The sequence below is a fragment of the Actinophytocola sp. genome, from assembly GCF_009379765.1.
Taxonomy (GTDB): Bacteria; Actinomycetota; Actinomycetes; order Mycobacteriales; family Pseudonocardiaceae; genus Actinophytocola.
On sequence record NZ_WHTD01000050.1, the window covers coordinates 1 to 23,797 of the forward strand.

A 23,797-nucleotide genomic window follows, 5' to 3' on the forward strand; every position below is an offset into this window, starting at 1 on the left:
CGGACGACGGTGACCGTCACGCCCTCATCGCGCAGCGTCTCGCCGAGCCCCAGGTAGAACCCGTCCATCCCGGCCTTCGTCGAGCCGTACACGAAGTTCGCCCGCCTGGCCCGCTCGCCGGCCACAGAGGACAGTGCGACCAGTGCGCCGTGGCCCTGTCGGCGAAGCGCCGCGGCGAGCAGCACGCCCACCGAGACGGCAGCGGTGTAGTTCACCTGGGACAGTCGCACCGCGGTCGCGTGGTCGGTCCACGCCTGCTCCTGGTCCCCGAGCAGCCCGAACGCCACCAGGGTGACGTCGACGTCGCCATCGGCGAACGCCTTGTCGACGGTCTCGGCGTGCGTGCCGGTGTCCTCCGCGTCGAACGGCACGACCGACACGGTGGCGCCGTTGGCGCGCAGCCGCGCGGCCGCCTCGTCGAGCCGGTCCGACGGCCGGGCGGCGAGGATCACCCGCAGCGGTCGCCGCGCGAGGTAGTGCTCGGCGGTGGCCAGCGCGATCTCCGAGGTGCCACCGAGCAACAGCAGGGACTGGGGATTACCAACGGCGTCGATCACAGTTCCAGCCTTCTGGACATGTCGGAGGCGAAGATGCCATCTGGGTCTACCGAAGCGCGGATCTTGCGCCACTCGTCGAGGCGCGGGTACATCTGGGCGAACGTCACGGCCGAGGTGCGCGACTCTTTGGCGAGATACAGCCGGCCACCCACGCCGAGCACCATCTCGTCCAGCCGGTCGCACAGCTCGTGCAGACCCCGCTTGATCGGAAAGTCCACAGTGATCGTCCATCCGGGTTGCGGGAAGGACAGCGGGGCCGGGTTCGCCTCGCCCATCCGCTTGAGCACGTTGAGGAACGACACGTGCCCGGACTCGGCGATGCGCCGCACGATCCGCCGGAACTCGTCGGTGGCGTCGAACGGCACGATGAACTGGTACTGCAGGAACCCGTTGCGGCCGTACGCCCGGTTCCACTCACCGAACATGTCGAGCGGGTGGTAGAAGGAGGTCAGGTTCTGGATCTGGCCCCGGCCGCGCTGCGGCGCCTTGCGGTACCAGAGCTCGCCGATCGCGCCGAACGTGAGCTTGTTGGCTAGGCCGTTCGGGAAGACGTCGGGCAGCGTCAACAGCTGTGGCGCGTCGAAACGCAGCGGGTCGGCCCGCAGCTTGCGGGGCAGCTCGTCGCGCTTGGCCAGCGACCCGCGAGACAGCACGGCGCGGCCGAGCTTGGCGCCGACCGAGATCGAGTCGAACCACGCCATCGAGTAGTCGTAGCCGGCGTCGGACCCGTCGCTGAACACCGCGATGGTCTCGTCCAGGTCCGCGGTGCGGTCGGTGTCGACGATGAAGTACGCGCTCTCGGTCGGTTTCAGCCGCACGGCGGCGCGCAGCACGATGCCGGTGAGCCCCATGCCGCCGGTCGTGGCCCAGAACAGGTCGGCGTCCGGGCCGTCCGGGGTGAGCGCGCGGACGGTGCCGTCGGCGGTGAGCAGGTCCATGGCGCGCACGTGGTTGCCGAAGCTGCCCTCGACGTGGTGCGCCTTGCCGTGGATGTCGCTGCCGATCGCGCCGCCGACGGTGACCTGGCGGGTGCCCGGGAGCACCGGCAGCCACAGGCCGAACGGGAGCAGCGTGCGCATCAGCGTGTCGAGCGTGACGCCCGCGTCGACCTCGACCAGCCCGGCGTCGGCGTCCACGTGGTGGATCCGGTCGAGCGCGGTCAAGTCGACCACGACGCCGCCCGCGTTCTGCGCCGGGTCGCCGTAGCTGCGCCCGAGCCCCCGCGCGATGACCCCGCGCTCGCCGGCCTCCCGGACCACCGTGGCGATCGCGTCGACGTCCGTGGTGCGGACCACGCGCGCGCCGGTCGGCGCGGTACGTCCCCAGCCGGTGAGTTGGGCCAGCTCGTCATGTCCTGGCTTCACCGCACCGAGGGTAACGGCCCCGCGGGCGGTCCCTAGACTCGCGTCGTGGCGACGGCGACGGAGGCGGATGTGCCGAGGATCGGGCTGGTCAACCAGCTCGGCCGGTTCGTGCTGATCGGCGGTTTCTGCGCGCTGGTCGACTTCGGCGTCTACCAGGGGCTGCTGCACCTGGGGCTGTGGGTGCACCTGGCGAAGGCGCTCAGCTTCGTCGCCGGCACGGCCACGGCCTACTTCCTCAACCGCCGCTTCACCTTCGCCGCGGGCCGCACCGACGGCGCCGCGCAGCTGGGCGGGTTCGCGCTGCTGTACACGGTGACGTTCTTCGTCAACGTCGGCACGAACGCCCTGATGCTCGCGGTGCTGCCCGCCTCCGGCTGGGAGATCACGCTGGCGTGGGTGGTCGCGCAGGGCACCGCCACGACGATCAACTTCGTGATGCTGCGGACGGTCGTGTTCAGAGCCGCTTCGTGAACCAGTGGTGCGCGTGGTACTCGTCGTTGAACGGTTCGATCGCCTCGGTGAGCGACTGGCTGGTCTCCAGCCGCGCCGTGTCGCAGCCGTTCGCCGCGGCCCGTGACTCCAGCTCGCCGAGCAGTCGCCGGCCGATGCCGAGCCCGCGCGCCTCGTCCGTGACCCACATGCGCGTGAGCTGAGCCGGCTCGCCCGGCGTGAACCGCAGCGCGCCGCACCCCACCGGACTCCCGCGCAGGTCGGCGACGAGCAGCAGGCCGGCGGGCTGGCGCAGCCGGTCGCCCTCGGCCGAGATGCCCCGTGCCGGATCGAAGCCCTGCTCGAACCGCCGGTCGAACGCGGCGAAGTAGAAGTCCCCGCAGTACCGGGCGTGCTCGTGGTCGGGGACCGGCGTGATCGTGACCAAGGCGGCGGTCAGCATCCGGTCGACCTCCTTCATCGCCGTCACGAGCCGCCGGCGCTGGTTCGCGTCGAGCGGCTCGAGGAGGGAGGCCGCAGCCTGGTCCGCGCGGTCGTCGAGCTCCGCGCGCTCCCGCAGGCCCGCCTTCGTCAGCTCGGCGACCCGGACCCGCCGGTCGTCGTCGCTGGCGGCGACCGTGACCAGGCCGGCGGCCTCCGGCGAGCGCAGCGGCCGGCTCACATACCCCGGGTCGAGGTCGAGCCGGCCGCGCAGCTCACGGACGTCCGCGCCGCGGCCGATCTCCCAGAGCAGCCGGGCCTCGCCGAGAGGCCGGTCGCGGGCGAGGAAGTGGTCGTTGAGCGCGCCGACCCGCTAGCGATCCTTGGTTGCTAGCACTCGTGCATTGTGCCGCGTTGCTAGTTCGCGAACCCGTGTCGCTTCGGCTGCCCGCTCCCGTAGACCCGCGCGAGCGGCGGCAGCTCGTCGAGGTGCGCGGTGACCACATGGGCGAAGTTGACCGCGACCGTGGTGCCGTCCGCGAGCTCGGGCGCGTGCACCCGGCCGTCGGCGAGCAGTTCGGTCAGGCGCGAGTCGAGGTCCTGGGCACCGGCCCCGGACAGCGCGAACACCAGCGGTTCACCGCCGTGGGCCAGGTGGATGACAAGAGCACGTTTGGGATCAGCCATACCGAGGACACCACCACCGATGCCGGCGCCCGGCAAGATGAGTTCGCCCGTAGCCGATCAGCCGAGAGCGAAGCCGAAACCGGCCGAGTCGTCCACAACAACGCCGGTTGTCCACAGCCCAACTGTTCATACCCCTGACGGTCCCGCCCACCGGACGCGGCGCGCAGCGACACCTCGACGACGAGCCAGCCGCCGGGCCGGGGCGATGAGCGCCGACCAGCAACAGTCCGGGTCCGGTCGAGATGCGGCTCACCCGGGTCGCGGCGGGCGACCGGGCCGGCCTACCGAGCGCCGGCCCGCAGCGCCAGTACGGCGGCCACCGCTTCCAGCCAGCGAGCCACGCTCTCGTCGCGGTCGGCGGTGGTGGCGGTCTCGGTTGCCGCGGCCAGCCACGGTCGGATGACCGCCGTCTGCTCGGCTGTCGGCAGCGGCTCCGGCAGCCCGGCCGCGTACGAGGCGCCGCCCCGCCGGACGATCTCGGCGAGGAAACCGACCGACCGCGGGATCACGTCCACCCGGTCCAGGAGGATCGCCCCGGCCACCGCGCCGTCGCCGAACAGCGCCGTCCGGTCGGCGTCCGCACCGGCCTCGGTGCCGCCGAGGCCGGCCCGCAGCATCATGTCGACGTCGAGCTCGGCGAGCTGTGCGTCGGTCTTGCCGCTCTGGTTCGTCACCTGTCATCCACCTCGTTCCCAGGGTGCCATGCTCACGTGGGCAGGTGCACGCCGTCGACCGTGGGCAGCCGATCGTCCGACGCCCCTTCCATGTGCCCGTTCACGAAGTCGTCCTCGCTGACCCAGACCGTGTGGCCCCACGGGTTGTAGATCTGCAGCATCCCGTTCTCATGCCCGATGATCATCATCTGGTGGCCGGACCGGTTGCCCTCGTCGTCGAAGCCCTCGACCTGGATCGGCACCGGTCGGCCCTCGTCGACCGACTCGGCGACGTCGTTGAAGACCGCCTCGCGCTCCTCCGGGGTGTTCAGGTCGCGGAACTCGTACTCGCCGCCGGTGGCCGGCCCGAGCTCGTTGTTCGCCGCTTCGACGCCCTGCTCCTTGCTCAGCCCGTCGTCGTCGATCGGCCGGCCGTACACGCGCTCGGTCTCGTCGAGAAACCGCTGCTCGAACGCATCCGGGCTCGTGGACTCCTCGTCGCCGGGGTTGCCGCCGGTGGTCAGCTCGAACGCGTACAGCGGGTCCACCATCGCCCGCGCGGTCACCGTCGACGCCGCGACGCAGGTGCCACCCGTCTGCTCCCACGGCGCCCCGTCGTAGCTCACCGGGACCGTGTCCCCTGTCGTCTCGTCGGTCTGGTTGTACGTCGGCTGCAGGTGGTTGCGAAGCCACTCCGGGTCGTCGCCGTAGGGGTGGATCTGCTCGCCGAACCGCTCGATGTCGTCCATCGAGTGCCCGGCGGCGAGCGCGCGCATCAGGTATGCCTTCTCCTGCGGCGACTTGGCCGCGTCGAGCATCGCGTCGAACCGCTCCCGGTCGCCCGCGCTCAGCTCGTCCAGCCGCTCGCTCGCCCGCTCGGCGTCGTTCGCGCTCATGATGATGTTGACGTCGTGCGGTCCGCCCGGCACCGCGCTCTGTCCGAGCACCAACCGGTCCGCCGCGTCGAGGTGCTCGCTGTCCAGTTGCGAGGCCCTGGCCTGTGCCGCGAGGTCGGTGAACACGCGGGCCGCGCACTCCTGGCTGTCCTTGGCCCGGTCGAAGCCGGCGATCACCTGGTCCATCCCGGTGAGCGCGATGGCGCGGGCCCGTTGGATGTCGCCGGCGACCTCGTTCTTGGCCTGGTGTAAGGCGTCCTGGCCGCTGCTGTGTGTGTCCTGCGCGTCCTGGATGCCGTCGGCCAGCATGTCCAGCTCGCCCCGCGCCTTGCCCATCACGGTCACCGACTGGTCCAGCTCCCGGGCGACCGCGGTGATCACCTCGGACGCCCGCTCGCGCGCCTGGCCGACCCAGACCTCGGGCAGCTTGCTTTTTGCCAGGTTGTCGACCTCGACCTGCGCCCCGTCGGCGTCCTTCCCGATCGACTGGTAGGTCCCGGCCATCGCGCGCAGCTCGTCCGGGTCTCCCTTCGGCGGCGGCACCTCGAGGTAGGCCTCGATCGCGGACGGGAGCACCGCCACGCCGAGGAACCCGTCGGCGCCGGCCATCATGCGCCACTTCACCAGTTCCTCGCGACTGGTCGCCATGGTCGTCCCCCTCCTCAGCGCACAGCGCGGTCGAAGTCGCCGGCGTGCAGCCGGTCCAGCCTGTCGTACTGCTCGGCCGAGGCGTCGAGCTTCACGCCGGTCTCCTCGAGCGCCTTCGACGTGAGTTCGAACTCCTCGACCCAGGCGTTCAGGAAGCTCCCGTACGCGGCGGCCACGTCCGCGTGCTCGCCGAGCAGGTTCTCGCTCGGGCATTGCAGTTGCCGCATCGCCTTGGGGTACGCCGCCACCCGGACGGACTGGTCGTGGACGGTCCCGGCATGCGTGCCGAGGCCCGCCGTGTTGACCTGGTAACCCGTGTCGACAGTCATCGCACCCCTCGCGTCTCGTCCGGCGCAGGGTGAGAGTGGCCCCCGCCGGCTCCGGTTCCGCCCAGGCGCGAGACCGGGCGGAATGCTTCGCACGAGCACACCCGCCGAACCCGCACCGGGCGCGCTGCCACGCGGGTAGGGTCCCCGAAACAGTCAGTGACGACAAAGGGGTGAGCGGATGCGCCGGGTTACCGGGTGCGCGGCCGTCGCCGCGCTCATCCTGCTCGGGTCGGCGTGCGCGGCCGAGCGGCCTGGCACGGCGAGCCCCGGGACCACGGTCCCGGAGGCCACGGAGCCCGAGCACGGCACCGAGTTCTCGGTCGAGGACACCCACATCGAGGTCGCGCGGGGGGAGTCGTTCACCATCGCGGTCACCGACAACGCGTCGGTGGGTGACAAGTGGACACTCAGCGAGGAACCCGACGCCGCCGTCGTGACCACCAATGGCGACGACTACGTCCCGGACTCCGCGGACAACCGGGAGGGCGACGGGGGCACCCGCTACTTCCTGTTCGACGCGACGGCTGCCGGGACAACGTCACTGGCGCTGTTCAACTGCTTCCAGGGCTGCCACCAGCCCAAGGACGAGAGGCGCTACCCGATCCAGATCGAGGTCGGCTGAGCGCCCTCAGATCCGGAAGAAGTGCTCCTTGCGACCCTGCCGGCACAGCTTCAGCCACTGCACGAACGCCTTCGGATCCCGCTTCGTCCCGATGAAGTACAGGCCGAACCGCACGATCTCCAGGAGGCCGATCTTCCGCAGCCCCGGCTGGGACAGCAGGTACCCGCGGTTGCGGTAGGTGTAGTACCGCTTCACCTCGTTCTCGGGGTCCTGCGCGTGCAGCCGGCCGCCCAGCATCGGCTTGAACTCGTCCGAGCCGTCCGGGTGCAGGTACGCCGCCTTCAGGCAGGTGCCGAACGGCAGCCCGGACCGCACCAGCCTGCGGTGGATCTCGACCTCGTCGCCGCGGAAGAAGAGCCGGTAGTCCGGCACGCCGATCACGTCGAGCGTCGACGCGCGGAACAGCGCGCCGTTGAACAGCGACGCGATGCCCGGCAGGAAGTCCGTGCCGAGCTCGGCCGTGCTGCGCTTCCACGTCAGCCCGCGGCGCAGCGGGAACGCCAGCTTGGTGGGCGTCTCGATGTTCGTCACCACGGGCGAGATCTCCGCCAGCCCGCGGGTCGACGCCTCGGTCAGCAGGGTCTCGAGCACGGCCTCGTCGGCCGGTCGCCCGTCGTCGTCGGCGCACCACACCCACTCGGCGCCGAGCGCGAGCGCGTGCAGCATCCCGAGCGCGAACCCGCCCGCGCCGCCGAGGTTGCGCCGCGACATCAGGTAGGTCGTCGGCACCGGACAGGACTCGACGATGTCCCGCACCGGCTCGTCCGGCCCGTTGTCCACCACGACGAGGTGGTCCGGCGGCCGGGTCTGCGCGGCGATCATCTTCAACGAGTCGGCGAGCAGCTCCCTGCGGTGCCGGGTGACCACCACGGCGACGACCGCGTCGGCCGGCAGCTGCTCACTTGACTTCATCAGACCTCGCCGCTCTTGGTGATGAGCACCGGGGACTCGCCGAGCCGCTCGAGGGTCTCCTTGTCCATATGTGAGTACGGGTCCTTGCCCTTGTACGCGGTGATGACCTCGCGCAGCGAGCCCTGCATCTTCATCTGACCCTCGTCCATCCAGATCGCCGTGTTACACAGCTCGAACAATAGGTCGTCCTGGTGTGATGCGAACACCAACATGCCGGAGCGCTTGACCAGGTCGACGAGCCTGGTTCTGGCCTTGTTGAGGAACGGAGCGTCCACGGCGCCGATGCCCTCGTCGAGCAGCAGGATCTCCGGGTCGATCGAGGTGACCACGCCGAGCGCGAGCCGCACCCGCATGCCGGTGGAGTAGGTGCGCAGCGGCATCTGCAGGTAGTCGCCGAGCTCGGTGAAGGCCGCGATGTCGTCGACCCGCTTCTCCATCTGCTTGCGGGTCATGCCGAGGAACAGTCCGCGGATCATGATGTTCTCGAGCCCGGAGATCTCCGGGTCCATGCCGACGCCGAGGTCGAACACCGGCGCGACCTTGCCCACGATCCGCGACGAGCCCCTGGTCGGCTCGTAGATGCCGGCGAGCAGTCGCAGCAGCGTGGACTTGCCCGCGCCGTTGTGGCCGACCAGGCCGATCCGGTCGCCCTCGTTGATGGAGAGCGTGATGTCGCGCAGCGCCTCGATGATCGGCACCTTCTGCTCGGTGCCGATCTTGCCGCCGACCTTGCCGAGGACCGCCTTCTTCAACGACCGCGACTTCGCGTCGAAGATCGGGAAGTCGACCGAGGCGTTCCAGACGTTGATGCTGACCATGTCGATTGTTCGCCTCACTCAGACCCAGTAGGAGATCCGGGCACGGTAGTTGCGCATGGCCAGGAAGGCCAGGCTCCACCCCACCACGGTAAAGCCGCCGACGACCGCCCAGTGGTGCCAGCTCTGCGTATTGCCGATGAGTGGCGCCCGCAGCAGTTGGATGTAGTGGTAGAGCGGGTTCAGCTCGGCGACCAGGACCCGCCAGCCGCCCTCGCCGCCGAAGTTCGCGGTGAGGATGTCGGTGGACCACACGATCGGCGTCATGAAGAACAGCAGCTGGGTCAGGCTCTCGACGACCGGCGGGATGTCCCGGTAGCGGGTGCTGATGATGCCGAAGAGGATCGCCACCCAGCCGCCGTTGACGGCGAGCAGGGCGAAGGCCGGGATGGCCAGCAGGATCGTCCAGCTGATGCCCGGCTGGGCGGTGCCGCCGGGGCTGATGGTGTAGCCAGGTGTGGTCAGGTCGGACCAGAAGATGGCCACGACCACCACGTAGACCAGCAGGTTGTGCCCGAACATCAGGGTCAGCCGCCACACCGTGCGCAGCGCGTACACCGTGAGCGGCGCCGGCAGGTGCTTGATGAGGCCCTCGTTGCGGATGAACGTGTCGGTGCCCTCGGTGAGGCAGCCGTTCATGAAGTTCCACACGATGAAGCCGACCGTGATGTACGGCAGGAACGTCTGGATCTGCGCGTGGAACAGCTGCGAGTAGAGCAGTCCCAACCCGAGGGCGGTGATGGCCATCGACAGCGTGATCCACAGTGGTCCGATGACCGACCGCCGGTACCGCTGTTTGATGTCCTGCCACCCCAGATGCCCCCAGAGCTCCCGCTGGCGGAGGCCCTGGGTGATGTCCTCGAACGCCCGTCCCCAGGTGCGGGACGACGGAGGAGGGGGGGGAGGTGTGGCCTGCTCCTGCTCGGCCGTGCTGGTTGCTGGCACGGCTCTCGAGCCTACCGGCGGCGTGTTGCGGCTCCGCATGGGCCGGATTGCGCGCTCGACCTGGGGCGGCCACCCGATCCGGGACACCTGGTGCTGGTAGCTTCTGCGCTCATGGTCGACGTCGCCCCGGGGCAGAGCATGCTGCGCTCGTTGTTGGACGTCTACGCCGCGCTTCCGGAGCCGCGCACGGTCGCCGTGGTGGGCAACCAGCCGCTGGAGCCGGACGAGGAACGCGGCAAGGCGATCGACGCGGCGGATCTCGTCATCCGGGTGAACGGTTTCCGGATCGACGACCCGGGTACGCCGCCCACGGTCGGCAGCCGCTGCCATGTGGTGGTGTTCAACCGCGCGCTGCGCGCGACGAAGTGGGTCTTCGAGGACTACCGGCGGCGGCTGTACCTGATGGTGGAGCCGGGCCGGCTGCACTGGGAGCCGGACAACGTTCCGGGCTGGTGGCCGGCGGACCTGGGGTTCGTGCCGGTGTCCAACCGCGAGGTGACGCTGCCGCTGTCCGACGCGCTGGGTCTGCCGACGGGCGAGCAGGCGACGTGGGCCACCACCGGGACGATGGCCGCGTGGATCGCGCGGACCAGCTATCCCGAGGCGGAGCTGATCCTCACCGGGTTCTCGTTCGTCGACAACCCGACCCAGACGTCCTGGATGCACGCCGCGGGCGACTCCTGCATCGTCGGCCCGGAGCACCAGATCGCCGCCGAGGGTCGATTGCTGGAGACTTGGCTGCAGACCAGCCGAACCACCCTGCTCCGCTGAGTCGAGGATTGAGAAGTTGACCATGTCAGACAGCCGCATCGCCACCCTGCGCAAGCGCGTCTCCGACCGCATCGGACGCCTCGTCGACTGGCGGATCAACCATCCGGTCGAGGGCAACCGGCTCTACGACTTCTACGGCACCGTCGACAGCCACGGGCGGCACCTCGAGGACGTCGAGCGCGCCCGCAAGGACTACGAGCGCCGGCTGGCCGCCCTCGAGCGCCGGTTCGGCGAGGTGGCGCGGGTGCAGCACTGGTCGGCCAACGAGCTCGAGCGGATCATCCCGCAGATCGCCGCGCAGGAGTCCCAGCTGGAGTCGCTGCGGGAGAAGATCGCGGCCGTGCCGCCGGCGGACCAGCCCCAGATCGACGAGTCGCGCACGCTGATCGACGAGATCCGGCGCGAGCACAGCCAGATCCGGGTGCGGCTCACCGCGGTCGCGCAATACGAGGATCGCTTGCGAAAGCTCGAGGATCGCACGCGGAGTAACTGAACTCCGCTGTATACAACCCTCCGTTACCATTATTCACAGTTGATGCTTCAACTGTGAATTGTTGACCGGAAGACTCCACTACTCAACGGTTCAGTCAACGGTCCCCTTCCTGGACGCTGTGTATACACAGGTTGCGGGAGGTCGGGGCCATGGTGGACGTCCAGTGGTGGTTATCCGGTTACGACAATCGGGTGCACGCGTTCGGCAGCGAGGAGGCCGGGCGCGACTTCGGCGAGGCGCTCTGCGAGCACAGCGTGCCCAACTCCAAGATCACCTGCACCGACGACGGCGAGCGGTGTCTCGCCTGCCTGTTGATCTTCGGCGACCTGCTCGCCGACACTTACGGCGAGGCGACCTGGCGCGCGTCGTAGTTGTACGTTGGTGGCCATGCGTGAGGTCCGAATCGGCAAGCACACGATCGGGCCGGGTCATCGGCCGTTCGTGATCGCGGAGATGTCCGGCAACCACAACGGCGACCTGGACCGGGCCCTGGCGATAGTCGACGCGGTGGCGGCGTCCGGCGCCCAGGCCCTCAAGCTGCAGACCTACCGGGCCGACACCATCACGATCGACGTCGACCTCCCCGCCTTTCGTATCTCCGACGACCACTCCCTGTGGGGCGGGGAGAACCTCTACCGGCTGTACGAGAAGGCCCACACTCCGTGGGGATGGCACGAGCAGATCTTCCGGCGGGCCCACGACCACGGCCTGACCGTGTTCTCGAGCCCCTTCGACCCCACCGCGGTCGACCTGTTGGAGTCCCTGGACGCCCCGGCCTACAAGATCGCCTCCGCGGAGATAGTCGACCTGCCGCTCGTGGAGCTGTGCGCCCGAACCGGCAAGCCGCTGGTCATCTCGACGGGAATGGCGACGGTGGCCGAGATCCACGCCGCGGTGACGACCGCCCGGGCCGCCGGCAACGACCAGCTCATCGTCCTGGGGTGCACGGCGTCGTATCCCGCGCCCCCCGAGGACAGCAATCTTCGGGGCATCCCGCTGCTCGCCGACACGTTCGACGTGGTCCCGGGCCTCTCCGACCACACGATGGGCATCGGCGTCCCGGTGGCCGCCGTGGCCCTGGGCGCCTGCGCGATCGAGAAGCACGTGACGCTGGCCCGCTCCGACGGCGGCGTGGACAGCGACTTCTCCCTGGAACCGGCGGAGCTGGCCGCGCTGGTCGTCGAGACGGAACGCGCCTGGCAGGCCCTGGGCGCCCCGCGCCTGGGACCGCGAGAGAGCGAGCGAGAGGTGCTCCGCCTGCGCCGCTCCCTGTACGTGGTGGAGGACGTGCGGGCAGGCGACGAGGTGACGACGTCGAACGTCCGCTCGATCCGCCCCTCCGGCGGCCTCCCACCCGCCGACCTGGGAACGGTCCTGGGCCGCCACTTCCGCGGTGGCGCGCCGAAGGGAACCCCGCTGACCTGGGACCTGATCTGACCCGGCGCGAGTTGTCCACAACGCCCGGACTTGTCCACAGTCCCGCCGCTAGCGCTGTTCTTGTCGGTCTTGCCCGATAGACTGACTCCGAGGGGTGCCCCCGGAGAGGGTGGGGGCGTTCGGGACTTGGGTTCTGCACGTGCGCGCATGCGCGCGGGAGCTTTCGCGCCACGTCGTCGGTCTTTTGTGCTGGCGGGTCGCGGTTGCGAGACGCGGCGGAGCGCTCCTAGTCGGACCGGGCCAGCCTGGCCAGCCGCGACCGCGCGTAGTCCGGCTCCAACTGCCACCCGGCCGCCGCCTCCCAGGCGTCGATCGCCGCCCGCACCGGATATGGCAGGTCCGAACCCGGCAAGTCGGCCAGGTCGAGATCCGGATGGTCCACCCGAGCCTCGTCCCAGTCCAGCAGGCCGATCCCGGCCGCCGTCACCCGCACGTTCTCCGCGCACGGGTCGCCGTGCACGACCGCCTGCGGGCCGGTCAGCGCCGCCCACGCGCGTCGGCACGCGGCGACCGCCCACGCGGGCATCACGCTCAGGTCCACGTCGCCACCGTGGGAGACGGTCAGCAGCTCTGTGGTCGAGCGAAAGTCGGGGCGCTGCGGCCGGCCGGCCGTCACCGAATGCAACCGGCGCAGCTCCGACGCCACCGCCGGCCAGTCATCCGCCGTCGGCTCCCGGCCAGGCAGCCAGCGCTGCACGACCACCCCGTCGACCTGCCGCCGCCCATCGACCGTCGGCACCACCGCCGGCACCAGGAACCCCGCGCCCGACAGGAACTCCAGCAGATCCAGCTCCCAGTCGAGCGACGCCACCGACCGGCGGCTGACCCGGCCGACCACCCGCTCCCCACCCAGCCGCAGCTCCAGCACCTCGTTCCGACGCCCGCCGCCGAGCCGGCCGACCACCGACACCGCGCCCCAGGCGGCGAAGCTCACGTGCAGAACGCCCGGATCAGGTCGATCACCCGGTCCACATCGGAGTCCGCCAGGTCCGGGAACAGCGGCAGCGACAGCTCCGCGGCGTAGAAACGCTCCGCGTTCGGACACAGCCCGCGCTTGTAGCCCAGATCGGCGAACACCGGATGCCAGTACACCGGAACGTAGTTGACCTGCACCCCGATCCCGTTCTCCCGCAGGAACGAGTACAACTCCCGCCGTCGCCCGCCGAGCACCCGCAACGGATACAGGTGCCACGCCGGCTCGGCGCCAGGCAGCCTCGCGGGTGTCGCCACGCCGTCCACATCGGACAGTCCGGCCGTGTACCGGGCGTGCAGCGTAGCCCTCCGCGCCACGAACGACGCCAACCGCTTCAGCTGGCTCGACCCCAAGGCGCACAACACATCCGGCAGCCGGTAGTTCAGCCCGAACTCGTGCACCTCCTGGTGCCAGCCACCCTCGTCCGGGAACCGCTGCCGGTCCCGCGACCGCACCAGCCCGTGGTTGCGAAACTCCTGCGCCCGACGCAGCAGCGAGGGATCCACGCACGCCACTGCCCCACCCTCGGCAGTGGTCAGGTTCTTCGTGGGAAAGAACGAGAACGTCGTCAGATCCGCCCACGACCCGACCGGCCGCCCCTGCCAAGACCCACCGATCGAGTGAGCCGCGTCCTCCAGGAGCAACGCCCCGGCGTCGTGCGCGACCGGCACCAGGGCGTCCAGGGGAGCCGGATGCCCGGCATAGTCGACGGCGGCCACCACGCGGGTCCGCGGCGTCAACGCCGAGGACACCGACGCCGCCGACACGTTCCCGGTGTCCGGTGACACGTCGGCGAACACCACGGAAGCCCCGCGCAGAACGGCGGTCGCGGCCGTCGCCACGAACGTCATCGGCGAGCACACGACCTCGTCGCCCGGCCCGATCCCCGACGCCGCGTACGCGACGTGCAACGCGGCGGTCCCCGACGTCACGGCCACCACCGGCACCCCACCGGTCCACCCGGCGAGGTCCGACTCGAACCGGGTCACCGCCGGTCCGGTCGTCAGCCAGTCGCCGCGCAGCACCGCCGCCACCGCCGCGACGTCATCCTCCACAATGGACTGACGACCGTAGGGCAGCAGGTCAGCCATACTGCTCGACCAACGTGCGCAGGTCCTCGTCGGTGAGCCACCGGTCGTTGGTGTCCGAGCGATACGCGAACCCTTCCGGCACCGCCGCACCGTCCGTCGGCGGCTCGTAGCCCCAGCCCGCGATGTGCGGCATCACGACGTACCGGTCGCCGAGCAGCAGCGTCCGCCGCGCGTCGTCCTGCGCGATCATCTCCTCGTGCAGCTTCTCGCCGGGCCGCACGCCGACCTCCTTCATCGGGCTGTTCGGCGCGATCACCCTGGCCAGGTCGACCAGCCGCATGCTCGGGATCCGCGGCACGTACAGCTCGCCGCCGTGCATCAGGTCGAACGAGCTCACCACGAACTCGACCGCCTGCGGCAGCGTGATCCAGAACCGGGTCATCCGCAGGTCGGTGATGGGCAGCGCCTCGCCACGCTCCGCGAGCGACCGGAAGAACGGGATGACACTTCCGCGTGAACCCATCACGTTGCCGTAGCGCACGACCGAGAACCGGGTCGGATGCCCTGCGGCGTAATGGTTTCCGCTGATGAACAGCCGGTCCGCGCACAGCTTCGTCGCGCCGTAGAGGTTGATCGGGCTGGACGCCTTGTCCGTCGACAGCGCGACGACCTTCTGGACGCCGCGGTCGATGGCCGCCTCGATCACGTTCTGTGAGCCGGTGACGTTGGTCTGCACGAACTCGAACGGGTTGTACTCGGCGGTGTCGACCTGTTTGAGCGCCGCGGCGTGCACGACGAAGTCGATGTCGTGCATCGCGCGCTCGAGCCGCCGCCGGTCCCGGACGTCGCCGATGAACCAGCGCAGCCGCGGGTCGTCGCCGAACAGCTGCCGCGCCTCGTACTGCTTGAGCTCGTCGCGGGAGAGCACCACGAGCCGTCGCGGGTTGAGGTGCTCGAGCGCGTACGCGATGAACGCCTTGCCGAACGACCCCGTCCCGCCGGTGAGCAGGATGCTGGCCCCATCCAGCAAAGCCATCGTTACCTCCGTGATATCTGGGCTGCGCCAGTGCGCCATCATGGCACCCGTGCGAGTCAACGCGGTCATCCAGGCACGGCTCTCGTCCACCCGCCTGCCCGGCAAGGTGCTCCGGCGGCTGGGCGGGCGCAGCGTCCTGAGCTGGGGAGTCAGAGCCGCGGCGCACGCGGCGAACCTCGGGACCGTGATCGTGGCGACGTCCGATTCGCCCGATGACGACCCGGTCGCCGAGGAGGCCGTCCGCGCCGGGGCCGCGGTGGTTCGTGGCCCGCTCGACGACGTGCTGGCCCGCTACGAGCTCGCCGCGCGCGAGCATCCGTGCGACGCGATCGTCCGGCTCACCGCGGACTGCCCGCTGCACGACCCGACACTGATCGGGCAGGTGATCGGGCTGTGGCTGGCCGACCCGAGCCTGCAGTACGTGAGCAACGTCGTGGTGCGCACGCTGCCGCGCGGGTTCGACGCGGAGCTGGTGCGCCGCGACGTGCTGGCCGAGCAGAACGAGCGGGCCACCGGCGGGCACCGCGAGCACGTGACCTCGGCGATCTACCCGCAGCCGGCCGTCTACCGCTGCGCGGGCGTGATCGTCGGCGAGGACAACTCCGACCTGCGGGTGACGTTGGACACCGAGCAGGACGCCGAACTGCTCGACGCGATCGTCGCGGAGCTGGGCGACGCGGTGCCGAGCTGGCGGGACGTGGTCGCGCTGCTGCGGTCCCGGCCGGACCTGGTCGCGCTGAACGCCGAGGTCGTCCAGAAGGCCATGCCGACCGCATGACGGCGCTGCTGCTCCGGGCCGACGCCGGCCCGGCGATCGGCGTCGGCCACCTGTCGCGGTGCGTGGCGCTGGCCGAGGCCGCGGTCGGGCGTGGCTGGCGGGTGTTCTTCGCCGGCGACGTGGGTGGCGCCGGGTGGCTGGCCGATCGGCTCGCCGCGCTGGGTGTGCCGGTGCTGCCCGCGGTTTCCCTTGCTACACAGGCCGTCGACATCGGGGCGGACGTGGTTCTCGTCGATCACTACGGGCTGGGCGAGCTGCCGGAGGTGCGGTCGGTCGCGCGGCTGGTGTCCATGGAGGACGGCCACTTCGGACGTCGTGCCGCGGACATCGTGGTCGACGCGAACCTCGTCACGGTGCCCCGGCCACCGGATGGTTCGCCGGTCCTGCTGGCGGGCCCGCGCTTCGCCCCGCTGCGGTCGGACGTCGTCGCGGCCCGCTCGGCCCGCTCGGCCCGCCGCCGGCCCGGGACGTCGCCGCGGGTAGTGGTGGTGATGGGTGGCGGCGCGGCCGGCGAGGCGGTGCGTGCCGCGCTGACCGCGTTGCGCGACACGGGCGCGCCGATGTCCGTCCGGGCCATCTCGGCCGCGCCGGTCGACGTCCCGTCCGGACCCGACCAGCACTTCACGGTGCGGCCGCCGACCATCGAGCTGCCGGCCCTGTTCGCCGCGGCCGACCTCGTGGTCAGCGCGGCCGGCGTGACGTTGATGGAGCTGTGCTGCGTCGGCGTCCCGGCCGCGCTGGTCCAGCTGGCCGACAACCAGGCCGCGGGCTACGAGGCGGCGCTGGCCCAAGGCTTGGCCGCGGGTCTCGGCACCGTCGCCGACCTTCCTGGTGCCGGCGAAACCCTCCGCGACCTGCTCGAGAACCCCGAGGCCCGCGCGACCCTGGCCGCCGCCGCGTCGGCCGCAGTGGACGGCCGGGGCGCGGACCGAATCCTGGACGCGTGCGAGCTGACCGTGCGCGAGGCCGTCGAGTCGGATGCGGAGCTGCTGCTGACCTGGCGCAACGACCCGGAGACCCTGAAGTGGTCCCGGGGCCACCAGGTCGTGGCCGAGCCCGTCCACCGGACCTGGCTGCGGAAGTCCATGACCGACCCGAACCGCCTGCTGCTGGTGATCGAGTCCGACCATCCGGTGGGCACGGTCCGCTTCGACCGCGCGGACGAGGTGACGTGGGAGGTCAGCATCACGGTGGCCCCAGGGGACCGAGGCCGAGGCCTGGCGAGCCGAATTCTCGCGATGGGTGAGGGCGCCCTGCGAGCCCGCGAGACACCGGCGACGATCCTGGCCAACGTCCACGAGGACAACACGGCCTCGCGTGCCCTGTTCGACCGAGCCGGCTACACGGAGACGAACCGCCCCACTGACGGCCCCTTCCGCTGGCTGGCCGAACACGCCCCCGACTGACGAGGTTGTCCACAACGCCCGGACTTGTCCACAGTCCCGCCGCGAGCCCTGTTCTTGTCGGTCTTGCCCGATAGACTGACTCCGAGGGGTGCCCCCGGAGAGGGTGGGGGCGTTCGGGACTTGAGGTTTGCACGCGCGCGTGCGCGCGAGTTGTCCACAGGGCGCGGTGCGTGCGTTCCGGACCTGTCGGTGGTCGCCCGTAGGCTGGAATCCGGGGCCGGAGGCCAACAAGCTCACTCTCGAGGATGAGTCGAACCGGACTCCGGAGGGAGCCGCCCCCGCTGTGTTCTCCGGCAGGCTCGTGGCCATGGGGAGCACACTCGAGACCGAGCTGCGGCACCGAATGTCCGAAGTGGAGGAACGGCTGCGGAAGGTGCTGGCCGACGCCGAGCACCGGTTCGTCACCACCGGCACCACGCACCTGATCGAGGCCGGCGGCAAGCGTGTCCGGCCCCGCCTCGCCTTGCTGGGCGCCCAGTTCGGCGACCCGGACCGCCCGCAGGTCATCGACGCCGCGGTGATCACCGAGCTCGTCCACGTCGCCACCCTCCACCACGACGACGTCATGGACGCGGCCCCGAGACGGCACGGCGTCCCGACCGCCAACGCCATGTGGGGCAACAACATCGCCGTCCTGCTCGGCGACCTTCTTCTCGCCCGCGCCGCCGAGCTCGCCGCCGACCTCGGCACGACCTCGCTCAGGCTCCAGGCGGCGACCCTTGCCAGGCTGGTCCGCGGCCAGCTCCTCGAAGCCACCCGCGCACCTCGCCACACCGACCCGATGGTCCACTGCATCCAGGTGATGGCCGACAAGTCCGCCTCCCTCATCGCCATGGCCGTCGAGCTCGGCGCCCGCGTCGCCGACGCGCCGGAAGCACACGCGCGGGCCCTCGCCCGGTACGGCGAGCGACTCGGCATCGCCTTCCAGATCTCCGACGACGTGATCGACATCTGCTCACCCGCGGCCGAGTCCGGCAAGACGCCCGGCACCGACCTGCGCGAGGGGGTGGTGACCGTGCCGGTGCTGCACGCACTCGCCGGTGACGGCCCGGGGGCGGCCCGGCTGGGCGTGATCCTGGCCACCGGCGCGGTCACCGATCCGGCCCGGGTCGCCGAGGCGCTCGACCTCCTCCGCGCGTCTCCCGGTCTCGACAAAGCACGCGCCGACGTGCACCGCTACGCCGAGAGTGCGACCACGGAGCTCGCCGGGCTGCCCCCAACCGAGGCTCGCGAAGCCCTCGGGGCTCTCGCTCGTTTCGTGCGAAATCGCACAGCCTGAATCACATCGGCGCATGGCCGTCCACGTGCGACGATGCGGGCATGGCAGCACGGTTCAAGGATCTGGTCCTCGACGCGAACGACCACCACAAGCTCGCCGACTGGTGGTGCACCGCGATGGGCTATGTGCGCAAGGACGACCTCGAGGTGCCCGAGGACGGCTGGCTGCGCCCGCTGGACTGGCCGGTGCCGATCGTCGACCCGACCGGCGCCGGGCCGCACATCTGGGTGGTGCCGGTTCCCGAGCGCAAGGCCGTCAAGAACCGCATGCACCTCGACGTGGTCGGTCGCACCGACGAGCTGGTGAGCCTCGGCGCCACGATCCTGCGCTCAAGCGACGACGAGAACGACTTCGACGTGCTGACCGACCCCGAGGGCAACGAGTTCTGCGTGTTCCCGCCACGGTGACCCCACTCGAAGGACTCGCCGTCGCGGGCGCGGGCGTGGTGGCCGGCGGCATGAACGCGGCCATCGGCTCCGGCTCACTCGTGTCGTTCCCCATCCTGCTCGCGCTCGGCTACCCGCCGGTGGTCGCCAACGTCTCCAACGGACTCGGGCTCATGCCGGGCTCGGTCAGCGGGGCGTTCGGCTACCGGCGCGAGCTCGCCGGGCGGCGCACCCTCCTGGTGCGACTCGTCACGATGACCTCGATCGGTTCGCTGGGCGGAGCGGCGCTGCTGCTCGTGTTGCCGCCGGACGCGTTCGAGGCCATCGTGCCCGTACTGATCCTGCTCGCCCTCGTGCTCGTGGTGCTCCAGCCGTGGCTGGCGCGAAAGCTCGCCGAACGGAAGCGGCACGAGCACGGTGGCCCGGCGTTGCTGGTCGGTGTCCTCGCGGTCGGGGTCTACGGCGGCTATTTCGGCGCCTCGCAAGGAGTGATGACACTGGCCCTGATGGGCATCCTGATGGACGAGCACCTGCAGCGGCTGAACGCGGTGAAGAACGTCCTCACCGCGACCGCGTACCTGGTGTCCGGAGTGGTGTTCGTGTTAGTCGCGGAGGTGGCGTGGCTCGTGGTCGCACTGCTCGCCGTCGGCGCCGCGCTGGGTGGGCTGGTCGGCGCGCGGTACGGCAGGCGGCTGCGGCCGGCGTGGCTGCGCGGGCTCATCGTGGTGGTCGGGATCGCGGCGATCGTGCAGCTGCTTTTCTGATTACTCCATTCGGATGGGATTCGTTGACTTATGTTCACCTAGACGTGATTGGGTATCGAGATGTCAGGCACCCGTACCGAACCCGTCGTGCTTGCCGACGGGCGTGCGCTCCGGATGACCATCGCCGAACCGCCGGGGGTCGTCAGAGGTGGGCTGGTCGTGTTGCACGAGGCCCGCGGGATCACCGAGACCGTCCGCACGCTGGCCAGTGGCCTGGCCGCGGAGGGCTGGCTGGTGGTCGCTCCGCACATCTACCACGGCGCCGACGGATCGTCCGAAGTCGACGAGGCGTTGGCGGTCGACCGGGTTAGCGGCCTGTCCGGGGAGTCGGTGCTGACCGACACGGACATCGCGTTCGGATGGTTGGCGCAGCACGGGATCAGCGCCGACCGGATCGGCGTGGTCGGCTTCGAGCTCGGCGGCGCGGTCGCGATGGTCGTCGCGGCCCGGCGGGGTATCGGCGCCGCGGTGTCCGTCGCGGGCGGTGGGATCCTGCAGCCGCTGTCGAACGGGCTGCCGGCGTTGGTCGACGTGGCCACCGAGCTGCGCTGTCCGTGGCTGGGTCTCTACGGCGACAAGATCGCCGACGAGGTCGCCCAGCTGCGCGAGGCCGCGAGCCGCTCGGCGACCGCGACCGACGTCGTGTTGTTCCCGGCCGCGGATCACCGGTTCGATATTCACCCGGACGGGGCGTTCGAGGCGTGGCAGCGGATGCTCAACTGGTTCGACTCCCACATGCGCTGAAGCCGCGTCCCTAAGGCATGCTTGGCGCCGTGACCAGCCTGTCCCATCTGGAGTTCGACTTCATCTGGGAGCACCTCGGCCTCGGCGACATGCCGTACCCGATCGATGTCGGCTCGTTCGGCGAGACCATGGACGATCGGGCGGTGCTGCGCGAGCAGGTGCGGGAGTCGTTGCGCGCCAAGGGTTTGCATGACGGTTCCGAGGTGTCGGCCCGGCTCGAGGAGATGCTGGCGCTGTTGGTCCGCGGCACGCTCACGGTCGACGCGCAGCTGTCGGTCGGCGAGTACGTGCGGGTCCTCGCCGCCGGTCACGGTTCGCTCGGAGTGCTGGCGGCTCAGACGGATGACGAGGTCCGGGTGGTGTCGGTGCGCGAGGGCAAGGTGGTGCCGGCGGTGGTCGCGTTGCTGCCCGAGGAGAAGCCCGGCCCCGGCGGTGCGGCCCGCCTGCCGCGCCCGGTCTTCGACGAGGCGATCGACGAGTTCCAGCGCGGCGGCTACGTCGGCCTTGAGCGCGCGCTGACGTCCGGCGGCGTGACGGGCCGCGACCTGCGCACGGTGATCACCCTGGTGGAGTCCGCCCGCCACGGCGGCGGCCAGCTCGCCGCGAACCGCGTCGACGCGATGGGCCGCCGCACCCGCACCCCGGTGGTCAACTGGTTCGACACGGCCGCGGGCCGCTACCTCGCGCACGTCGAGCAGTCGCGCGACCGGGTGGAATGGTTGTCGATCACCCCTGCGGACACCGCGCGCGTCGAACAACGCCTGTCCGACCTGATCGCCGCCCTCTGAACCTTCCACTCGCGCCGTGAAGTTGTCCACAGGCCGCCGCGCACCCTTTTGACCAGCGGGTACACCCAGTAGACTGGCGCTGAGGGGTGCCCCCGGAGAGGGCGGGGGCCTACGTTTCTCGCGTTCTGCACGCGCGCGAGGAAGTCGATCTTCATCGGCTCGCGAAACCTGAGGTGTGCGTTGCGCGTCCAACGGGCCGCAGGCCGCGACCTAGGGTCGGTACTGTGACATCCAGCGCCGAATCGTTCAGGGGAGCACGATGACCGAACCATCCATGCCGGCATTCGGCTCGGCCGCCGGGGGCGCGCTCGCCCCCGTCGCCGGCCAGGTCGAGCAGGTCAAGCAGCACGCGGCCGAGGGCGGCCTGCAGATCGACCTCGCCGCCGCCGAGGTACTGCTCCGCCAGATCCAGACGCTCCGCCTGCGCTCCGGCGACCTCGTCACCGACTGCGGCACCCTCGACACGCCGCTCAAGTTCGGCGACAACTGGGTCGGCCAGATCATGTCCGAGCGCCTGCGCACCGTCGCGGTCGGCCAGGACGGCGGTGCCACCCCGGTCCTGCGCCGCTTCCACGAGCTGCTCGACTCCGTCGAGGCGATCATCCGCCTCGCCGCCGGCCTCTACCAGACCACCGACCAGCAAGCCGCCGACGCGTTGCACCGCGCCGCCGGCCGCCTGAACGCGGAGGAGTGACGATGGCATCGATCGCGCCCGGCGGCTGCTACCCGCCCCACTGGCCGCGGCCGCCGATGTGCTGGCCGCCCTACCCGCCCGCGCCCGAACCCGACCCGGACTCGCTGGACGCCGCGGTCGACTGGCTGACCTACTCGCACCCCGAGCTCTACCAGATGGTCCACAAAGGACTCGACCTCACCGGCGCGATGGAGGTCTCGGCGCAGTGGGCCCGGCTCGGCGACGAGTTGGCCGACATCGGCGCGGAGCTCACCAAGGTCGTCGACGCCGCCGCCACCGCCTGGCAGGGCGAGGCCGCGGACCTCGCGCGCGACACGCTCAGCGCGCTCACCCATTGGGCCGCCGACACCGGCACCCTCGCCACCAAGGTCTCCGGCTGCGTCACGATCCAGGTCGACAACGCCACCAACGCGCGCGACGAGATGCCCGCGCCGCCATACCCGATCATCGACCTGCCCACGCCACAACCGGTCCCGCTCAGCCCGGTCCCGCCGAGCGCGAACGCTTTCATCAGCGGGGACTTCGCCGACGCCGCGGCGATCACCGCCGATCCGCACGGCCCGATCAACCATGAGAAGGCCCTGCACGCGCAGGCGGCCCGCACGATGGAGCGGTTCCAGTCGTCCTCGCGCGAGGTCTATGGCACCGTGCCGCAGTTCAGCCCGCCGCAGGTCGGCAGCACGCTCTACACCGGCCCCGTCGAGCAGCCTCCGCAGCCGCCACCACCGCCTCCGCAGCCGACCCCGCCCGCCTCGGTTCCCGTCCCGCCGCGCGGCCCCGGCTACTCGGGCGGACCGGGCCCGACCGGCGCCGGCGGCCCCGGCAGCTCCGGCGGCCCCGGCAGTTCGGCCGGCGCGGGTGGCCGGGCCGCTCCGACGCCGAGCCCAGGTCAGGGCGCCGGCGCCGCCGAACCGGCTGCGTCGACCCGTCCCGCGGCGGCGAGCGCCCAGGGCCACCCCGGCGGCCAGCCCGGCATGGGCGGCATGCCGATGGGCGGCGGCGGATCCCGCGGCGACGAGGACGCCGAGCGCACGAGCTCGCCCTACCTCAAGGAGGACGAGGACATCTGGGGCATGCACGACACGCCGGTGATGCCGCCCGTCATCGGGGAGGACCACCGCCGTGCGTGACCCGGCCTCGGGGTGGATCCAGCTGAGCTCGGCCGAGTTCTTCCTGCTCTGGACCGCGATGGGGCTGGGCGAGCCGCCGACCGCCCTGGAGGTCACCCACATCGGCCGCACCCGCGAGTCCCGCGCGGAGATGACCGATGAGGCGTCGGGCGCCCTCGCCGACCGCGACCTCGGCACCGTCTACGACCCGGCCCGAGACCTCGCCGGGATGCTGCACACGCTCGCAACCGGTCAGGTCACCCTCGACCTGCGGGTCCTCGGCCCCGGCTCGCCGCTGGTCGGCTACGCGGCCGCCAACGCTCAGAACGCGGCCGTCGCTGCCCGGGTCGACGGCGAGATCCGGCTCGGCGCGGTCCGGTCGAACGCCGTGGCCGGGTCGCTGCTCGGCTCGCTGCCGCCGACAACGGCCGGCACTGGCCGACCCGCGAACGTGAGTGTCGCCGACTACGAGCGCGCGTGCGCCGAGGGCGAGCGGGACGGCGTGTCCGGGTTCGTCCGCGTCCTGCACGAGGCCGGCCTGCGCCCGGCCGACGCGTCGGTGTTCGCCGCCGCGTTGACCTCACGGCGCGGCGGCGGGCAGCTCGGCGCGTCGAGTCGTGGGGTCCGGTCGCCGAGCACGGTCAGCTGGCTGGACACCGACGACGGCCGATACGCGCTGCGCCGGCACGGCGCGTGGATCACCGTGACGCCGGTCGACCTGCCGCGCCTCACCGGGATGGCCGAGGAGATGCTGGAGGGTCTGTAGGTGTGGGGGCGAGCACCATGGCCACCTCCCGGGATATGGGATAT

At 71.0% G+C, this 23,797-nt stretch carries 29 protein-coding genes; 16 read left to right on the plus strand and 13 right to left on the minus strand.

Annotated features, from left to right (window positions below; genetic code table 11):
• On the minus strand, window positions 1–557 hold a 557-nt coding region (locus tag GEV28_RS17035; protein WP_291413057.1), incomplete at its 3' end, for a decaprenylphospho-beta-D-erythro-pentofuranosid-2-ulose 2-reductase.
• Window positions 554–1,921, minus strand: a complete 1,368-nt coding sequence (locus GEV28_RS17040) for an FAD-binding oxidoreductase (protein WP_291413058.1) — start codon at window positions 1,919–1,921, stop codon at window positions 554–556. The genes GEV28_RS17035 and GEV28_RS17040, both read right to left, overlap by 4 nt.
• A 45-nt stretch (window positions 1,922–1,966) precedes the next feature.
• On the opposite strand from GEV28_RS17040, the gene GEV28_RS17045 reads away from it, so the two are divergent.
• Window positions 1,967–2,392 (plus strand): GtrA family protein, encoded by a 426-nt coding sequence (locus GEV28_RS17045; RefSeq protein ID WP_291413059.1) that lies wholly within the window; start codon window positions 1,967–1,969, stop codon window positions 2,390–2,392.
• Here the strand turns inward: GEV28_RS17045 and GEV28_RS17050 are convergent.
• The 5 genes from GEV28_RS17050 to GEV28_RS17070 all read right to left on the minus strand — a co-directional run bounded on the left by GEV28_RS17050 (window position 2,376) and on the right by GEV28_RS17070 (window position 6,004).
• Window positions 2,376–3,032, minus strand: coding sequence for a helix-turn-helix domain-containing GNAT family N-acetyltransferase (locus GEV28_RS17050; RefSeq protein ID WP_291413060.1), 657 nt, complete (start codon window positions 3,030–3,032; stop codon window positions 2,376–2,378). The two genes, GEV28_RS17045 and GEV28_RS17050, sit on opposite strands and share 17 nt — an antisense overlap.
• Window positions 3,033–3,208: 176 nt before the next feature.
• The gene (locus GEV28_RS17055; protein WP_291413061.1) at window positions 3,209–3,478 is read right to left on the minus strand and encodes a hypothetical protein; all 270 of its coding nucleotides are present in this window, start codon (window positions 3,476–3,478) and stop codon (window positions 3,209–3,211) included.
• Between the two features lie 281 nt (window positions 3,479–3,759).
• Entirely contained in the window at window positions 3,760–4,152 is a 393-nt protein-coding gene (locus tag GEV28_RS17060; RefSeq protein ID WP_291413062.1) for a hypothetical protein, read from the minus strand.
• Window positions 4,153–4,184: 32 nt separating this feature from the next.
• Window positions 4,185–5,675 carry a hypothetical protein gene (locus GEV28_RS17065; protein ID WP_291413063.1) on the minus strand — a complete coding sequence of 497 codons (1,491 nt, stop codon included), beginning with the start codon at window positions 5,673–5,675 and terminating at the stop codon, window positions 4,185–4,187.
• Between the two features lie 14 nt (window positions 5,676–5,689).
• A complete protein-coding gene (locus GEV28_RS17070; RefSeq protein WP_291413064.1) occupies window positions 5,690–6,004 on the minus strand; it encodes a hypothetical protein in 315 nt (104 codons plus the stop codon).
• Between the two features lie 178 nt (window positions 6,005–6,182).
• On the opposite strand from GEV28_RS17070, the gene GEV28_RS17075 reads away from it, so the two are divergent.
• A complete protein-coding gene (locus GEV28_RS17075) occupies window positions 6,183–6,626 on the plus strand; it encodes a protease inhibitor I42 family protein (protein ID WP_291413065.1) in 444 nt (147 codons plus the stop codon).
• Window positions 6,627–6,632: 6 nt separating this feature from the next.
• Here GEV28_RS17075 and GEV28_RS17080 read toward each other — a convergent pair whose 3' ends face one another.
• The 3 genes from GEV28_RS17080 to GEV28_RS17090 are packed head-to-tail and all read right to left on the minus strand — an operon-like array spanning window position 6,633 to window position 9,298.
• Window positions 6,633–7,541, minus strand: a complete 909-nt coding sequence (locus GEV28_RS17080; protein WP_291413102.1) for a glycosyltransferase family 2 protein — start codon at window positions 7,539–7,541, stop codon at window positions 6,633–6,635.
• Window positions 7,538–8,356 (minus strand): ABC transporter ATP-binding protein, encoded by an 819-nt coding sequence (locus tag GEV28_RS17085; RefSeq protein ID WP_291413103.1) that lies wholly within the window; start codon window positions 8,354–8,356, stop codon window positions 7,538–7,540. Before GEV28_RS17085 ends, GEV28_RS17080 begins: the two co-directional genes overlap by 4 nt.
• An 18-nt stretch (window positions 8,357–8,374) precedes the next feature.
• Window positions 8,375–9,298: an ABC transporter permease gene (locus GEV28_RS17090; protein WP_291413066.1), complete on the minus strand. Its 924-nt coding sequence runs from the start codon at window positions 9,296–9,298 to the stop codon at window positions 8,375–8,377.
• 141 nt (window positions 9,299–9,439) lie between these two features.
• On the opposite strand from GEV28_RS17090, the gene GEV28_RS17095 reads away from it, so the two are divergent.
• The 4 genes from GEV28_RS17095 to pseI all read left to right on the plus strand — a co-directional run bounded on the left by GEV28_RS17095 (window position 9,440) and on the right by pseI (window position 11,999).
• Window positions 9,440–10,069 carry a glycosyltransferase family 29 protein gene (locus GEV28_RS17095; RefSeq protein WP_291413104.1) on the plus strand — a complete coding sequence of 210 codons (630 nt, stop codon included), beginning with the start codon at window positions 9,440–9,442 and terminating at the stop codon, window positions 10,067–10,069.
• A 22-nt stretch (window positions 10,070–10,091) separates the two neighbouring features.
• On the plus strand, window positions 10,092–10,562 hold the full coding sequence (locus GEV28_RS17100) for a hypothetical protein (RefSeq protein WP_291413067.1): 471 nt from the start codon (window positions 10,092–10,094) through the stop codon (window positions 10,560–10,562).
• A gap of 149 nt (window positions 10,563–10,711) precedes the next feature.
• Window positions 10,712–10,933 carry a hypothetical protein gene (locus GEV28_RS17105; protein ID WP_291413068.1) on the plus strand — a complete coding sequence of 74 codons (222 nt, stop codon included), beginning with the start codon at window positions 10,712–10,714 and terminating at the stop codon, window positions 10,931–10,933.
• A gap of 16 nt (window positions 10,934–10,949) precedes the next feature.
• Window positions 10,950–11,999: a pseudaminic acid synthase gene (gene pseI / locus GEV28_RS17110; RefSeq protein ID WP_291413069.1), complete on the plus strand. Its 1,050-nt coding sequence runs from the start codon at window positions 10,950–10,952 to the stop codon at window positions 11,997–11,999.
• 226 nt (window positions 12,000–12,225) lie between these two features.
• On the opposite strand, the gene GEV28_RS17115 is transcribed toward pseI, so the two are convergent.
• The 3 genes from GEV28_RS17115 to pseB are packed head-to-tail and all read right to left on the minus strand — an operon-like array spanning window position 12,226 to window position 15,039.
• A complete protein-coding gene (locus tag GEV28_RS17115) occupies window positions 12,226–12,933 on the minus strand; it encodes a phosphotransferase (RefSeq protein ID WP_291413070.1) in 708 nt (235 codons plus the stop codon).
• Window positions 12,930–14,063, minus strand: coding sequence for an aminotransferase class V-fold PLP-dependent enzyme (locus GEV28_RS17120; protein WP_291413071.1), 1,134 nt, complete (start codon window positions 14,061–14,063; stop codon window positions 12,930–12,932). Before GEV28_RS17120 ends, GEV28_RS17115 begins: the two co-directional genes overlap by 4 nt.
• Complete coding sequence (pseB, locus tag GEV28_RS17125; RefSeq protein WP_291413072.1) at window positions 14,056–15,039, minus strand: UDP-N-acetylglucosamine 4,6-dehydratase (inverting); 984 nt, start codon at window positions 15,037–15,039, stop codon at window positions 14,056–14,058. Before pseB ends, GEV28_RS17120 begins: the two co-directional genes overlap by 8 nt.
• 40 nt (window positions 15,040–15,079) lie before the next feature.
• Here pseB and GEV28_RS17130 point away from each other — a divergent pair, with 40 nt between their 5' ends.
• From GEV28_RS17130 to GEV28_RS17180, 10 genes are all read left to right on the plus strand, one after another.
• On the plus strand, window positions 15,080–15,817 hold the full coding sequence (locus tag GEV28_RS17130) for a glycosyltransferase family protein (RefSeq protein ID WP_291413073.1): 738 nt from the start codon (window positions 15,080–15,082) through the stop codon (window positions 15,815–15,817).
• Window positions 15,814–17,223 carry a GNAT family N-acetyltransferase gene (locus GEV28_RS17135; protein WP_367115116.1) on the plus strand — a complete coding sequence of 470 codons (1,410 nt, stop codon included), beginning with the start codon at window positions 15,814–15,816 and terminating at the stop codon, window positions 17,221–17,223. Before GEV28_RS17130 ends, GEV28_RS17135 begins: the two co-directional genes overlap by 4 nt.
• Window positions 17,224–17,530: 307 nt before the next feature.
• Window positions 17,531–18,502, plus strand: coding sequence for a polyprenyl synthetase family protein (locus GEV28_RS17145; protein WP_291413074.1), 972 nt, complete (start codon window positions 17,531–17,533; stop codon window positions 18,500–18,502).
• Between the two features lie 41 nt (window positions 18,503–18,543).
• On the plus strand, window positions 18,544–18,909 hold the full coding sequence (locus GEV28_RS17150) for a VOC family protein (protein WP_291413075.1): 366 nt from the start codon (window positions 18,544–18,546) through the stop codon (window positions 18,907–18,909).
• The gene (locus GEV28_RS17155) at window positions 18,906–19,652 is read left to right on the plus strand and encodes a sulfite exporter TauE/SafE family protein (protein ID WP_291413076.1); all 747 of its coding nucleotides are present in this window, start codon (window positions 18,906–18,908) and stop codon (window positions 19,650–19,652) included. The genes GEV28_RS17150 and GEV28_RS17155 overlap by 4 nt, the downstream gene beginning before the upstream one ends.
• Window positions 19,653–19,712: 60 nt before the next feature.
• Window positions 19,713–20,396, plus strand: a complete 684-nt coding sequence (locus tag GEV28_RS17160; RefSeq protein WP_291413077.1) for a dienelactone hydrolase family protein — start codon at window positions 19,713–19,715, stop codon at window positions 20,394–20,396.
• Between the two features lie 29 nt (window positions 20,397–20,425).
• Window positions 20,426–21,184 (plus strand): ESX secretion-associated protein EspG, encoded by a 759-nt coding sequence (locus GEV28_RS17165; RefSeq protein ID WP_291413078.1) that lies wholly within the window; start codon window positions 20,426–20,428, stop codon window positions 21,182–21,184.
• Window positions 21,185–21,443: 259 nt separating this feature from the next.
• Entirely contained in the window at window positions 21,444–21,878 is a 435-nt protein-coding gene (locus GEV28_RS17170) for a hypothetical protein (RefSeq protein ID WP_291413079.1), read from the plus strand.
• A 2-nt stretch (window positions 21,879–21,880) separates the two neighbouring features.
• Window positions 21,881–23,008: a PPE domain-containing protein gene (locus tag GEV28_RS17175; protein ID WP_291413080.1), complete on the plus strand. Its 1,128-nt coding sequence runs from the start codon at window positions 21,881–21,883 to the stop codon at window positions 23,006–23,008.
• On the plus strand, window positions 23,001–23,753 hold the full coding sequence (locus GEV28_RS17180; RefSeq protein WP_291413081.1) for an ESX secretion-associated protein EspG: 753 nt from the start codon (window positions 23,001–23,003) through the stop codon (window positions 23,751–23,753). The genes GEV28_RS17175 and GEV28_RS17180 overlap by 8 nt, the downstream gene beginning before the upstream one ends.
• The last annotated feature ends 44 nt before the right edge of the window (window positions 23,754–23,797 follow it).